The sequence below is a fragment of the Phenylobacterium sp. genome, assembly GCF_030654915.1.
GTDB lineage: Bacteria > Pseudomonadota > Alphaproteobacteria > Caulobacterales > Caulobacteraceae > Phenylobacterium.
Window position 1 is genome coordinate 18,844 of the sequence record NZ_JAURWM010000134.1, and the last position, 13,167, is coordinate 32,010.

Here is a 13,167-nt window from a genome sequence, read left to right on the forward strand (position 1 = left end):
AGGTGAGATCAGGGCGGCGCTACGGCATGATACGCATTCGCCGCAACACCCAGTAGGCCCCCGCCACCACCGCCAGGCATAGGGCGGAAGCCGCGACGAAGCCGCCCGCCGAGCCCGCGAAGGGAATGCCCGAAAGGTTCATTCCGAAGGCCCCGACGATCAAGGTCGGCGGGATCAACAGGCTCGACATCACCGTCAAGGCTCTCATGCTGCGGTTGGTGGCGCTGGTGATCTGGGTGTCCAACTCCTCATGCAGCAGGCGCGCGCGCTCCTGCAGACTGGCGGCCTCCCGGTCCAGGTCCTCGGCTTCCTGAGCCAACCGTGGCAAGTGCTGCGAGAGCAGCGCCACGCGGTGGTCCTCCCGTGGGACGCAGGCGCGATGCAGGGCGCTACGTAGTCCAAGATACTCCCGATGATCGCGGGAAAGTCCGCGACGGGTGGGGCCAAGCTTTAGGTTCACGATTTCGCCGTGATCGCCCAGCATCCGATCCTCGACCCGGTCGAGCGCCTCGGCCGCGGCGTGGAGGCGTTGTTCCGACACGTCCACATAGCGCTCAATGAAACGAACAATGGCCGCGGCCGGGCTGGCGATCAAAACGCCGCCCTCGGCCTCACGGCGCAGTTCGTCGACGATCCTCAAGGCCTGGCGGCGCGCCGTGATCAGTCGGTGTCCATCAAAGGCGAACAGCAGCCGCCCGGAGCCGACCGGCCGCCCGTCCAGGTCCCGCTCGAAATCTGGCAGAACGCCAAACGCCCAATGGCCGCTGAACTGAATTTGCACCCGTTGCTCGGCGCGCAAGATCAGGGCGCGGGCCGCCGCGGGCGCCGCTCCCATTCCCTCCAGATAAAGTCGCGCGCGCTGGTCGCTCAGTGGAAAATGGACCCAGGTCCACCTATCGACGGCTTCGGCGACTTCCAGGGTTTGGTCGGTAAGCGCCTGCGCGACGCCGCCATCAAATGCGTAGGCCCAGAGAAACCCGCTAGCTTGCCCCATGTCCTATCTGGCTCCCGAGCCCTGCTGGGATCGGTGATGCGACCTTTAGATGACAGGGCGATGACGCCCAGCGGCTAGCTGCTCATGCCGCGCAGGAAGGCGACGGTCTCCACGGCCGCATAGACCATCGCCCCAATCACGATCATGTCGAACGCGCGACGAACCCAAAGCAGGACGACGCTACGCCGGGGAGGCGCAATGGCTGTCTGGGCGAATGTGAACCGCATCTTGTCCTCCGCTGGGACGATCTGACTTCTCTTGCGGCGTCACCCGCAAAAGCCAAGCCAGTCGTTCAGGGAGAGGCGTCAGGACGCCAGTGTGGACCAACACCAGAGCACGGCGCCGGCCAACAGCAAGGTCCAGATGAAGACCCGGACCGCCGCCCAACCATTGATGGGCGGTTTCCGCGGCGCGGGCTCCCTGTATTGGATAGAGAAACGCGACATGCGCCCACGAATAACGATGTTCTATCAAATATCTGTAAACGGGCTTGGTTAGTTTGCCAGCCAGCGGCACAACGGCCACCCGCCAAAGCCGATCCCCCGGAGATCCCATGCACACCGGTTCCTGCCATTGCCGCGCCGTCCGCTTCGAAATCGAAGGTGAGTTGGAGCCGATCCAGGTGTGCCATTGCGGCGACTGCCGGAAGGCGCAGGGCGGGCCGTTCGGGACCAATATCCCGGTGGAGACCAGCAAATTCCACCTGTTGTCTGGCGGCGACGACCTGCGGATCTATGAGTCCACCCCCGGGAAAGAGCGCGTCTTCTGCGGCCGCTGCGGGGGCCCGCTATTCAGCCGCCTGAAAGGCAAGCCCGAGGTCATGCGCATCCGGGCCGGCACGCTCGACGGCCCGGTCGGGACGCAGATCGGCTTCCACTTCTACACGGCGTCGAAATCCAACTGGTGGCCGATCACCGACGACAAGCCGCAGTATCCGGACGCCCGGCCGACCTGATCGCTCAGGGCGCGACCGGGTTGCGCCGCGCGACGCCATCGCCGGGCAGTCGGACTTGGTAGGGGCCGCGGCGCGGATCGGCGAACATGTAGTCCGTCGAGACGAACTGAGCGCCTGACGCGAAGCCTGCCGCTTGGCGCGTCCTATCATCGCTGCGAGCCTCGAGCGTGTCAGCGTCGGCACGGGTGCGGACGATGAGGCCGGCGCGCACCGCCGCCCGGATACGGCCCCCATCTTCCTTCGGCTCGTTCAGGGTGATGTAGCCGGCGGCGGGAGAGGTCTCGTCGGTGTTTACGAACATGGCTCTGCCCTCAAGCGAGGCGCGGCGGCCGCGATAGAGCGCGACCTGGGCCTCGGGGGCGTCAAGGGCGAACATCACCTTGCCGCGCGCCGACTTGAGGCTCGGCCAGGCGCCTGCCGCGACGGCTTGACGCAAGGTCGCGTGGCGGCCTTGAACATCGTCCGGCGTGATCAGGTCCGAGGCGCTGAAGACCGCCAAGATCTCGGCGTCCACGGCGTCCATGGCCTTGGCGTCGAACGGGGCGGCGACCACCGCGCCCGGCACGTTGAGGCCGCCCTCCTTCAGATTGAGCAGGATCAGCAGCGGCAGATGACCGGCATGGGCCTTGGACCAGGCGCGGATCTCGGCCAGGCAGCCGGTGAAGGTCGGACAGCTTGAGCGGTAGTCGATGTCCTGGACGTGCATCACCTTCAGTCCAGGCCCCTTCAGGGGAGCCAGATCATAAGGCAGGTCATTGGCCATCTTCATCGCCAGCGGCGCGGCGTACCGGCCGCCCTCGGGATCATTGAGGACATCGATCTCCAACTGCCGCGCGCCTGCCTCCAATTGGGCGGTCAAGGGCGGATGGGCGTAGTCGAGGCCGTCGGCCTGCCGGGGATCGGCCGAACGCAGCAGCACCATCTGGGCCGGTGAAATCGCCTGCTTGTAGGAGTTATGGGTGCCGACCGCCTGGATCTGGTTGATCTTCAAGGCGTCGACCACCGCCCGTGTGCAACCGGGCTGGCCTGACGGCGCCTCAAGATCGCATTGCGTGGCGAGCGCCGCCGCCGCGGCGAAGATGATGCTGATCATGGCCCCTCCCTAGGACGCCCGCGCGTCACGGCCGTGACAACCGCTCAACTCGCGACGCGGACGACCGTGATCTCAATCGGCCCCTCGGGATAGAGCCCCGAAGCCACCGCCCCAATCAACTCGCCAAAGCGCTCCGGGTAGACCCGCTCGGTGGTGCGCGCCAGCTCATCGAGGGTCCACCAGCGGATGTCGTCGATGAGGTCGGTCTCGTAGTCGGCCCATCCCTCCCGCGAGGGTTCGCCGCCGGCGCACCGCGCGACTATGTAGCTTTCCTTGAACAGCACCCGCTCGCCGGACACCAGAACGCCCTCGCCCTCGCGCGTCCACACCACTGGCCCAAGCTCGACCTGCGTGAATCCGGTCTCTTCGATAATCTCACGGAGCGCGCCCTGCGCCAGGCTCTCCCCCTCCTCCACGCCGCCGCCCACGGTGAACCAGGCCGCGCTGCTCGGCGGACGATTAGGCAGCCGGCCCTTCATCAGCAGTATCCGGCCCAGGGGATCGAACAGGAGGACACGGGCGGTCAAACGGTCGCGCAAGGTAAGCTCCGCAAGCATATCGCCTCGAAACTACCCTGTTGGCGGCCGGGAGCGAACCAGCGTCTCAATCTGAAGTTAATCGCGGCGCGACAAGGTGCGCCCGACACGACATGGAGACCCCGATTGTCGCTCGGCCCCCAACGCCTGCTCGGCTTCGCCTTTGCGAGCGCCGACCTCCTTCTCGAAATTGCGCAGGATGGCCAGATCAGCTTCGCCATCGGGGCGAGTGAAGCGCTGTCCGGTTCGGCCGAGACCGCCCTGGTCGGTCGCGCCTGGCGCGACTTCATCGACCCGCGCGACCAGATGATGCTTGAGGCGTTGCTGGGCGGCCTGAAGGACGGCGGCCGTGGCGGCCCCCTGGTGGTCAGCCTGGCCGGCGCCGCCGACGGGATCGAGCGCGCGGCCTCGATGACCGCCTTCCGAATGCCCGGCAATGGCGGGGCCACCTCCTGCGCCTTCAGCCGTGCGGCGCCGAAGGCCCAACATGGATTGCAGGACAAGGCCGGTTTCGAAACCACCGCCGCGGCGCTGATCGAAACCGCCAAGGCCACCGGGCTTGAGCTCGAACTCGCGCTCGTCGAGTTCGGAGGCCTGGCGGCCCTGCGCAAACTGCTCGGCGAAGAGGGCGCCAAAGCCCTGGAAGACCGGCTATCGGGCGCGATCCGCTCGCAGTCGCATGGCGGAAACGCCGCGGCCAATCTCGGTTCCGATCGCTTCGCCCTGGTTCGCCAGAAGGGCGAGAGCGCCGAGGCGTTGGTTCAACGCCTGATCAAGCTGGTCTCCAGCGATCCCAGCGACAACCTCACGGCCACCGGCCGAACCATGGCGCTGCGGGCCGATGTCCAGCCCGCCCAGGTGCTGCGAGCGCTGCGCTTCTCGCTCGACAACTTCATCAAGGACGGCATGGCGAGCGAAGGCTCGCTGACCCTGAACGAGGCCGTCAACCGCTCGGTGCAGCGCACGCTGATCGATGTCGGCGTGCTGGGCCAGGCGGTGAACGAAAAGCGCTTCCAACTGGTCTTCCAACCGGTGGTGGACCTCAAAGCCAATTCCATCCTCCATCACCACGAGGTGCTGGTGCGCTTTGGTGACAACGCCAGCCCCTATCCGATGATCCGCATGGCCGAAGAGCTCGACATGATCGAGCCGCTGGACATCGCCGTGGTCGGCGAAACCGTGGCCAAGCTCGCCGCCTCCCCAAAACTGCGGCTGGCCGCCAATGTCTCGGGCCGGACGATCGTCAGCCCGAACTTCGTCACGGCCGTGCGCGCGATGCTGGCCAAGACGCCGCTCGCGCCCGGCCAGTTGCTGCTGGAGATCACCGAGAGCGCGGCCATTGACGACCTGGCCCTGGCCGACCGGCACCTCCAGGCGCTGCGTGCGGAGGGCTGCATCATCTGCCTCGACGACTTCGGGGCCGGGGCCGCGTCACTGGCCTATCTGCAGCAGCTCACCCTGGACATCGTGAAGATCGACGGCCGCTTCATCCGCGAACTGCAGCATGGCGGCCGCGAAAGCACCTTCATTCGCCACCTGGTCCACATGTGCACCGAACTCGGCGTCAAGACCCTGGCCGAGATGGTCGAGAACACCCAGGCCGAGGACGCCGTCCGCCGGGCCGGCGTCGACTACGCCCAAGGCTGGCTCTACGGCGCGCCGGCCGACCTGCCGATCCAGCCCGAGATCAGCCCAGGCCTGCCCCAGGCGGCGCCTGCCCGTCGCAGAGGCAGCGTCGACACCTGGGGCTGACGCCCCGTTCCAAGTCGTGTCATCCCGGTTTGCGCAGCAGACCGGGACCCATGAACACCTGATGGCGCAAGCAGCGGCTCAGCCTCGCCTCTTTCCGCCCAAACGGCGCAAAGCGGTGAACGCTCAGACGCTCGCCGCGTACTGGTCCACCACCGACTCCAGCACCGTCAGCGGCATGGCCCCTGACAGCAGGGCCGCGTCGTGGAACTGGCGGATGTCGAACTTCGGCCCCATCGCCGCCTTGGCCTTGGCCCGCAGGCGCAGCCACTCCAGCTTGCCGACCATGTAGCTGCAGGCTTGGCCAGGCCAGACGCAGTAGCGCTCGATCTCAGTGGTGGCGGCGCTCTTCGGCGACCCGTCGATCGAGCTCATGGTCTCGATCGCCTTCTCGCGGCTCCAACGCTTGGCGTGGATGCCGGTGTCGACCACCAGCCGCGCCGAGCGGAACAACGAGGACTGGATGTAGCCGATCTCGCCCAGCGGGTTGTCCTCATAGACGCCCATCTCGCGGGCCAGCTCCTCGGAGTAGAGCGCCCAGCCCTCGCCATAGGCCGAGAGGAAGGTCGCCCGCCGTATCATCGGCAGATCGGCTTCCTGTTGCAGGGACAGCTGGAGGTGATGGCCTGGGACGCCCTCATGATAGGTCAGGGTCGGCAGGGCCCATTTCGGATATTCGGCGGTGTCGCGCAGGTTGATCCAGTAGATCCCCGGCCGCGAGCCATCCAGCGAGGGCTGGTTGTAGTAGCCGCCCGGCGCGCCGGCCTCGATGAACTTCGGCACCCGCTTGATCTCCAGCGGCGCCTTGGGAAGCGTACCGAAGTACTGAGGCAAGCGCTTTGACATCGCGTTGACCTGCACCATCAGGTCGGCCAGCAGCTTCTCCTTGCCGGCGTCGGTGTTCGGGTAGTGGTACGTCTTGTTCTTGTAGAGCGCTTGGATCCGCGCCCCTACTGAGCCCTGGGTCATGCCCTGGGCGCGCAGCAACACCTCAGCGCGGGCGTTCAACTCCTTGGCCTGTTCCAGGCCGATGTTGTGGATCTCATCGGCGGTCAGCCGTGTCGTCGTGGAGTCGTGTAGGGCATGCTCATAGTAAGCCTCGCCGTCGGGCTGCCGCCAGACGCCGGCGTCGTGGACGGCCTTGCCCTGGGTTTCCTTGAAGAGCGCGATCTGGCGCTCCAGCGCGGGCAGCACCTTGTCCGAATAGATCTTGGCCGCCTGGCCTTCATAGTCGCCGGCGATGGCCTTCTCCTTGGCCCGGCGCGTCACCGAGGTGACCAGCGGCGAGGCCCCCGGCGCGCTGCGCAGGCCGGCCATCTGGCCCAGCGCCCGCTCAATCACGAAGTCCGGCGGGATCACGCCCGCGCCGATGTCGCGCCGGGCTCGCTCAGTCTCCTGGTCCATGACCATGGCGAAGTCGGAGAGCCGCGACAGATAGGCGTCGGCGTCGTCCTTGGTCTCGATCCGGTGCTGGTTGTCGAGCCAGTCAGGCGTGGACTGATAGGAGCCGTTTAGCTGGGACAGCATGTAGGGCTGGCCGGCGCCGAGATAGCCGTAGTCGAACCGCTGGTTGGCCGCATCATTGGTCTGACGGCTGAACATCAGGCTGTCGTAGTTGACCGCGGCCATGCCCGAGAGCTGCGAGCGGTCGATGGCCTTGAGCTGGCGCAGTTGCTCGGTGTTGAGCGCCTTCTGCTTAGCCTTTTCGGCGAGCGAGGCGCTGTCGAGCTTCCACTTCGCCTGGGTCCGCGCGCCGGAGTCGAGGCCAAGCCCGGTGACGAGTTGCGGTGAGTCGTCCAGCGCTTGCTCGAAGATTTGGTCCAGGTACTTCGCCAGTTGCGCGGTCGCACTGGGGGTAGAGGGGGTAAGCGGCACGGCCGGCGTAGTCGTCGCCACCGGCTCGGCGGTGCTGGCGCAGCCAGCCAAGGCGGCCATGGCGCCGGCGGACAGAAGAAGTTGACGGCGGCTTTGCATGTAGCACCCTCCCCGAACTCGTTACATTTGTGACCTTTCTATCTCGGAGCTGGCCCAGCGCTGCAACAACGCGGCGTGGCGCAAATTGTTAATTCGCCGTAATGCGGGCGCGCGATCGTTATCGACCTGTCGCAGAAGAACCCCATTCTGCGAGTAGGAAGCGGCCTATCCCCTTTTGGAAGCCTACCCACGTGCCTGACACCAAGCCTGCCGACTGGAGCCGCAAGCTCGCCGACTACAAGCGCCCGGTCCTGGCGCGCAGCATCTTTGAACTGGTGGTGACTGCGTCGGCCTTGGCGACGCTGTGGGCGCTCGGCTGGGTGGCGATGTATTTCGGCCTCTGGTGGCTGGCCCTGCTGCTGACTGTGCCGGCCGCCGCCTTCCTGGTGCGGTTGTTCATGATCCAGCACGACTGCGGGCACGGCTCATTCTTCGAGGCCAAGGCCGCCAACGAGTGGGTCGGCCGCTCAATCGGCCTGCTGACCTTGACCCCCTACGACTACTGGCGCCGCACCCACGCGATGCACCACGCCACCTCCGGAAATCTGGACCGCCGCGGCCTGGGCGTGATCGAGATGCTGACCGTGGACGAGTATCTGGCCCTGCCGCCGATCAAGCGGCTGGGCTACCGGCTCTACCGCAACCCGGTGGTGATGTTCGGCATCGGTCCGACGTTCGTATTCTTCCTGCAGCAGCGCGTGCCGGTCGGCATGATGAAGGACTGGCGGACCTGGGTCTCGACCCTCGGCAACACCGCGATCATCGCCGCCGGCGTCGGGATCATGATGTGGCTGATCGGGGTCGCGCCGGTCGTGCTGGTGAACTTCACCACCATGGTGATCGCCGCCACCATCGGGGTCTGGCTGTTCTTCGTTCAGCACCAGTACGAGGGCGTGTCCTGGTCGCGGAACAAGCAGTGGAAGCGTGACGAGGCGGCCCTGCACGGCTCCTCGCACTACGACCTGCCCCAACCGTTGCGCTGGCTGACCGCCAACATCGGCATCCACCACGTCCACCACCTGTCGAGCCGCATTCCCTTCTACCGCCTGCCCCAGGTGCTGAAGGACCATCCTGAGCTTCGGGATGTCAGCCGCATCGGCCTCTGGGACAGCTTCAAGAACGCCCGCCTGGCCCTGTGGGACGAGGCCGCCGAACGGCTCGTGTCGTTCCGCGACATCCGCGGCCGTGAGCGCCTAGCGTAACCTGCTCCTCGCCCCTTGGGGAAAGGGACGCGCCGGGCGCCTGCCCCCGCGTCAGAGTTGACACCCCGCCGCCGCTGCCCACCAACTTCCCCCCATAAGAAGACTATATGTGGGAGAGAGACCGTGAGCGCGTGGACATTCGCTGACGTCTGGGAGGCGATCGCCGCCCGGCAGCCCGACAAGCCGGCCCTGATCCAGGCCGACCGGGTGGTGACCTGGGGCGAGTTCGACGCCCACGCCGACGCCCTGGCCGCCTATCTGGTCGCCAGTGGGCTGACCTCCGACGCCAAGGTCGCGGCCTATCTCTACAACGGCCCCGAGTATCTCGAGACCTACTACGCCGCCTTCAAGGCCGGCATGGCCCCGATCAACACCAACTACCGATATGGCGGCGAGGAGCTGACCTATCTGTTCGACAACGCCGACGCGCAGGCCGTGATCTTCCACGCCGGCTTCACCGAGACGCTGGAGCCGCTGCGCGCCAAGCTGCCGCAGGTGAAGCGCTGGATCGCCGTCGCCGAGCCCGGCCATGCCTGCCCATCCTGGGCCGACGACTACGACACCATCGTCGCCGCGGAGGCGCCCCATCCGTTCAAGGCGCCCTGGGGCCGGACGCCTGACGACCTGATGCTGCTCTACACCGGCGGCACCACCGGCATGCCCAAGGGCGTGATGTGGCGGCAGGACGACCTGTTCAACGTCATTGGCGCCGGCGGCCATGCCCTTATGGGTTTGCCGCCGCTGGAACAGGTGGAGGATGTCGGCGACCGGCTCTCCACCTATGAGCAGCCGACAACCCTGGTCTGCTGTCCGCTGATGCACGGCACGGGGCAGTTCTCCGCATTCATCACCCTGAACATCGGCGGCGCGGTCGCCTCCCTGCCCTCGCGCCAGTTCAACGCCATGGAGCTGTGGGACGAAGCGGTGCGGTTGCACGCCGACAACATCGTCATCGTCGGCTTGGCCTTCTCGACCCCGATGCTGGAGGCGCTGGAAGCCAATCCCGACCGCTGGGACCTCTCCCACATCAAGGCGATGAGTTCGTCAGGCTCGATGTGGAGCCAGGAGAACAAGCGCGGCCTGCTTTCCTATGCCCGCAACGCGATGATCATGGACAGCTTCGGCTCGTCCGAGGCTGTCGGCCTGGGGGCCTCGGCCTCCGCGCCGGGCGCCGAGGCGGCGACGGCGGCGTTCATGCTCGGCCCCAACTGCGCGGTCTTCAACGAAGAGGGCCACAGGGTCGAACCGGGCTCGGGCGAGCGCGGCCTGGTCGCGGTCTGCGGCTTCCTGCCGACCGGCTACTACAAGGACCCCGAGAAAAGCGCCAAGACCTTCCAGACCCTGGACGGCCAACGCTGGAGCGTCCCCGGCGACTGGGCCGAGGTCAATCTCGACGGCACCCTGAAGCTGCTCGGACGCGGCAGCCAGTGCATCAACACCGGCGGCGAGAAGGTCTTCCCCGAGGAGGTCGAGGAGGCTCTGAAAACCCATCCGGCGGTCCGTGACGCGGTGGTGGTGGGCATCCCCGACGCCCGGTTCGGCGAGCGCATCTGCGCGGTGGTCGAGCCCGACCCATCCGTCGGCGCGCCGACCCTGGAAGAGATGTCCGGCCACGTGAAGACCCGCCTCGCAGCCTACAAGGCCCCGCGCGAACTAGTGGTGGTCGAGAGCATCGGCCGGGCGCCCAACGGCAAGGTCGACTACAAGGCTTCGCGCGAGCGGGCCCTGCTGGCCTTGGGCGTGACCGCCTAGGTTCGGCCAATTCCTTCATGTCTGAGGCCCAGGCTCGCCCCAGACAAAGGAACAACCATGGCCGACACACCGCAGACACCGGAAGCGGTGGCCTACCAGCTCATGCGCGACGTCCTGGCGATCGAGGGCGGCGCGTTGGCGGCCGGCGGCCCTGACCGCGCCTGGCTGCTCACCACCTATTCGGAGTGCCTGAAAGCCGTCCGCCCGGAAATCCCCAAGGCCGGCCCGACCCACGGCCGCAGCAGCTTCTAACGCCGCCTAGGAAGCCGCGGCCGACGCATCACCGATGCGCAATCTGGCGGCGATCATCGCCAGCAGCGCCATGACACACGCGGCCGCCCAGAGCGCTTGCGAACCGACGTAGTGATAAGCCGTGGCGCCAAGGGCGGCGCCCACCACGAGCCCAAGCCACAAGAGGAGATAGGGCGCCCAGCCCAGGCGATCCTCGCCGAGCAACGCGGCCGTGATCCGCTTGCCGAGCTTCACGAGCGTGCCGGTCATGTAGGTCAGTCCGATCCTGACCTCCCCGTCCTCGGTGAAGATGGTGTTCTCCGCGCCCATCGCCAGCGCGAGCATCAAGACCGCGAAGCGATCGGCGCCGCAAGAGGCCAACGTGGCCGCGCCTGCGAGCAACAGCGCGACCAGCGCGAGAACGGCGACGCCGCGGCGATCTTTCGCCACCCGCCCGACCAACGCGCCAATCGCCACGCCGACCACGAAAAGGACGATCAGAGCAAGTGCGAGACCAGCATAGGCGGCGTGATCGGCCAGACCGACCGCCAGCCGGGTGGAGTTTCCGCTCATGAACGAGACGAAGAACCCCCCGGTCATCAGGAAGCCGACTGCATCCACATAGCCGGCCGCAGCCGAGAGAGCCGAGGCCAGAAGCCTGACCCGACGATCATAGCGTCTCAGGATGCCGTCTCCCCACGCAGGCGTTGCCGTTCAAGGCTCACAACGACTAGTGCTCGGGCGACACGCGAACCAGCAGCTTGCCGTCGTGATCGCCGGTGAACAGCCGCTGGACGGCGGTGACGGCGTTCTCCAACCCATCCTCGACATGAGCCTTCCACTTGACCTGACCCGAGGCGACCCATGGGGCCAACTCGGCCATCGCCTCGGCGGCGCGCGGCAGGTAGTCGATAACGATGAAGCCCTGGATATGGATGCGGCGCATCAGAACCCGAGCGAAGTCGGTCGGACCAGGCACCGGACCCTCGATATTATAGGCCGAGATCATCCCGCACAGCGGCATGCGGCTATGGTTGTTCATGTGACCCATGACGGCGTCCATGACCTTGCCGCCAACGTTCTCGAAGTTGATGTCCACGCCATTCGGGGCAAGCCGGCCCAGGGCCTCGCCGACATCCTCTGACTTGTAGTCGATCGCCCCATCGAAGCCGAGGTCCTGGGTGATCCAACGGCACTTCTCCGGTCCGCCGGCGATCCCAATGACCCGGCAGCCCTTCAACTTGGCGATCTGGCCGACGATGGAGCCGACCGCGCCGGCCGCGGCGGAGACCACTACCGTCTCGCCCGGCTGGGGCTTACCGATATCCATCAGACCGAAATAGGCGGTGAGGCCGGTCGCGCCGAGCACGCTCATATAGGCGGTCAACGGGACCCCGGGGATGTGCGGCGTCCGGCGCGCCATGGCCTCCGGCGCCACGGTGTAGTCCTGCCAGCCGCCAAGGCCGGGATTGACGATCGCCCCGACCGGCAGGCTCGCCGAGCGCGACTGCTCGACCACCCCGATGACCCCACCGCGCATCACCTCTCCGATCTGCACCGGCGGCAGGTACTGGTCCTGATCGCTCATCCAGATGCGGTTGGTGGGATCGAGGGAGAGATAGATGTTCCGGACCAGGACCTCGCCGTCCTTCAGTTCCGGTGTGACGCTTTCGATCAGTTCGAGATCGTCAGGACCGATCTCACCGGTCGGACGATGACGCAGGACCCATTGGCGATTGATCGGCATGACGTTCCCCTTCGCTAAGCGACCAGGATCATGCCGCCGCGCCGTAGGGGAAGTCGAGCATTCTAGCCGACCTGGCCTGGGGCCGCCCGATCACGTCGGCCCATACGCGCGGCCAGCAACGAGACCACCGCCAGGGCGGTCAACGGCCAGGCGATAGTCGGGGTCAGCAGGATGGCGACGGTCGGCGGTCGGCCGGTCAGGAAGGCCCCGCCCAGGCCAGCGCCGAGATAGCTGTAGATCAACGAGTGGGGAACAGCCCCCAGCGCGGTCGCCGCCACATAGGGGCGGAATGGCGCACGAGCGCAGCCGGCCGCCACATTGACTAGGCCGAACGGGCTAAGCGGCGCCAAGCGAAGGGTCAGCAGATAACCGAAGGGCGCACGCTCGAAGCCCCCAACCAGCCTTCGCAGCCGGCTCGCCGCCAGACGGTTGCGGATGTGATCGCCCGCGGCGAACCGCGCGGCCACATAGGCCATGATCGCGCCAGCCGTTGATCCGACGATAGTGGCGAGCGCGCCGACCAGCGGACCGAACAGGAAGCCGCCCGCCAGCATCATGACCAGACCGACCGGCACGAAGGCCGCGGTCGCCACGGCGTAGAGCGCAGTGAACACCGTCAAGGCCAATACCGGGTGGGCCGCCACCTCCCCGCGCAATCGGATTTCATGGGCCTGGAGATTGTCGAGCGAGATGTCGGTCGCCAAGCCAGTGGCATAGAGCCAGGCCGTTACGGCGATCAGCAGCAGAGCCGGACCCCAGCGGGCGAGCGTCCGCAGAACCTCGCGGCGCCCCGTCTCGACCTCGGTCGTCTGGCGCGTCACCTCGCCATCTCCCCTGGGCTCAGACCTCAGGGGCTCCGAACATCTGGGCGAATCACAACCCAGGACCGCCGCGGAACCCGCGACGATCCTAGCTATGAGTTTGTGACCGGACG

13 protein-coding genes are annotated in these 13,167 nt (G+C 66.7%); 5 read left to right on the forward strand and 8 right to left on the reverse strand.

The window, feature by feature from the left end; translation table 11 throughout:
• Positions 1–19 precede the first annotated feature (19 nt).
• Positions 20–994: a CorA family divalent cation transporter gene (locus Q7T84_RS06810; RefSeq protein WP_304807017.1), complete on the reverse strand. Its 975-nt coding sequence runs from the start codon at positions 992–994 to the stop codon at positions 20–22.
• A gap of 74 nt (positions 995–1,068) precedes the next feature.
• On the reverse strand, positions 1,069–1,221 hold the full coding sequence (locus Q7T84_RS06815; RefSeq protein WP_304807019.1) for a hypothetical protein: 153 nt from the start codon (positions 1,219–1,221) through the stop codon (positions 1,069–1,071).
• Positions 1,222–1,547: 326 nt separating this feature from the next.
• Between Q7T84_RS06815 and Q7T84_RS06820 the strand changes: the two genes are divergently transcribed.
• Positions 1,548–1,949 (forward strand): GFA family protein, encoded by a 402-nt coding sequence (locus Q7T84_RS06820; RefSeq protein WP_304807021.1) that lies wholly within the window; start codon positions 1,548–1,550, stop codon positions 1,947–1,949.
• Positions 1,950–1,953: 4 nt separating this feature from the next.
• Here the strand turns inward: Q7T84_RS06820 and Q7T84_RS06825 are convergent, their stop codons facing one another.
• A complete protein-coding gene (locus tag Q7T84_RS06825; protein ID WP_304807022.1) occupies positions 1,954–3,042 on the reverse strand; it encodes a phosphatidylinositol-specific phospholipase C1-like protein in 1,089 nt (362 codons plus the stop codon).
• Positions 3,043–3,086: 44 nt separating this feature from the next.
• Entirely contained in the window at positions 3,087–3,581 is a 495-nt protein-coding gene (locus Q7T84_RS06830) for an NUDIX hydrolase (RefSeq protein WP_304807024.1), read from the reverse strand.
• Positions 3,582–3,704: 123 nt separating this feature from the next.
• Between Q7T84_RS06830 and Q7T84_RS06835 the strand changes: the two genes are divergently transcribed.
• Positions 3,705–5,330 carry an EAL domain-containing protein gene (locus Q7T84_RS06835; RefSeq protein ID WP_304807026.1) on the forward strand — a complete coding sequence of 542 codons (1,626 nt, stop codon included), beginning with the start codon at positions 3,705–3,707 and terminating at the stop codon, positions 5,328–5,330.
• A gap of 123 nt (positions 5,331–5,453) precedes the next feature.
• On the opposite strand, the gene Q7T84_RS06840 is transcribed toward Q7T84_RS06835, so the two are convergent.
• Complete coding sequence (locus Q7T84_RS06840) at positions 5,454–7,301, reverse strand: DUF885 family protein (protein ID WP_304807028.1); 1,848 nt, start codon at positions 7,299–7,301, stop codon at positions 5,454–5,456.
• Between the two features lie 191 nt (positions 7,302–7,492).
• On the opposite strand from Q7T84_RS06840, the gene Q7T84_RS06845 reads away from it, so the two are divergent.
• From Q7T84_RS06845 to Q7T84_RS06855, 3 genes are all read left to right on the forward strand, one after another.
• Positions 7,493–8,503, forward strand: a complete 1,011-nt coding sequence (locus Q7T84_RS06845; protein WP_304807030.1) for a fatty acid desaturase — start codon at positions 7,493–7,495, stop codon at positions 8,501–8,503.
• Positions 8,504–8,626: 123 nt separating this feature from the next.
• Positions 8,627–10,255, forward strand: coding sequence for an AMP-binding protein (locus tag Q7T84_RS06850; RefSeq protein WP_304807032.1), 1,629 nt, complete (start codon positions 8,627–8,629; stop codon positions 10,253–10,255).
• Positions 10,256–10,312: 57 nt separating this feature from the next.
• Entirely contained in the window at positions 10,313–10,507 is a 195-nt protein-coding gene (locus Q7T84_RS06855; RefSeq protein ID WP_304807033.1) for a hypothetical protein, read from the forward strand.
• 6 nt (positions 10,508–10,513) lie between these two features.
• On the opposite strand, the gene Q7T84_RS06860 is transcribed toward Q7T84_RS06855, so the two are convergent.
• The 3 genes from Q7T84_RS06860 to Q7T84_RS06870 all read right to left on the reverse strand — a co-directional run bounded on the left by Q7T84_RS06860 (position 10,514) and on the right by Q7T84_RS06870 (position 13,054).
• A complete protein-coding gene (locus Q7T84_RS06860) occupies positions 10,514–11,173 on the reverse strand; it encodes a YoaK family protein (RefSeq protein WP_370653626.1) in 660 nt (219 codons plus the stop codon).
• Between the two features lie 43 nt (positions 11,174–11,216).
• Positions 11,217–12,233, reverse strand: coding sequence for an NADP-dependent oxidoreductase (locus Q7T84_RS06865; protein ID WP_304807035.1), 1,017 nt, complete (start codon positions 12,231–12,233; stop codon positions 11,217–11,219).
• 62 nt (positions 12,234–12,295) lie between these two features.
• The gene (locus Q7T84_RS06870; RefSeq protein ID WP_304807037.1) at positions 12,296–13,054 is read right to left on the reverse strand and encodes a TVP38/TMEM64 family protein; all 759 of its coding nucleotides are present in this window, start codon (positions 13,052–13,054) and stop codon (positions 12,296–12,298) included.
• Between the last annotated feature and the right edge of the window lie 113 nt (positions 13,055–13,167).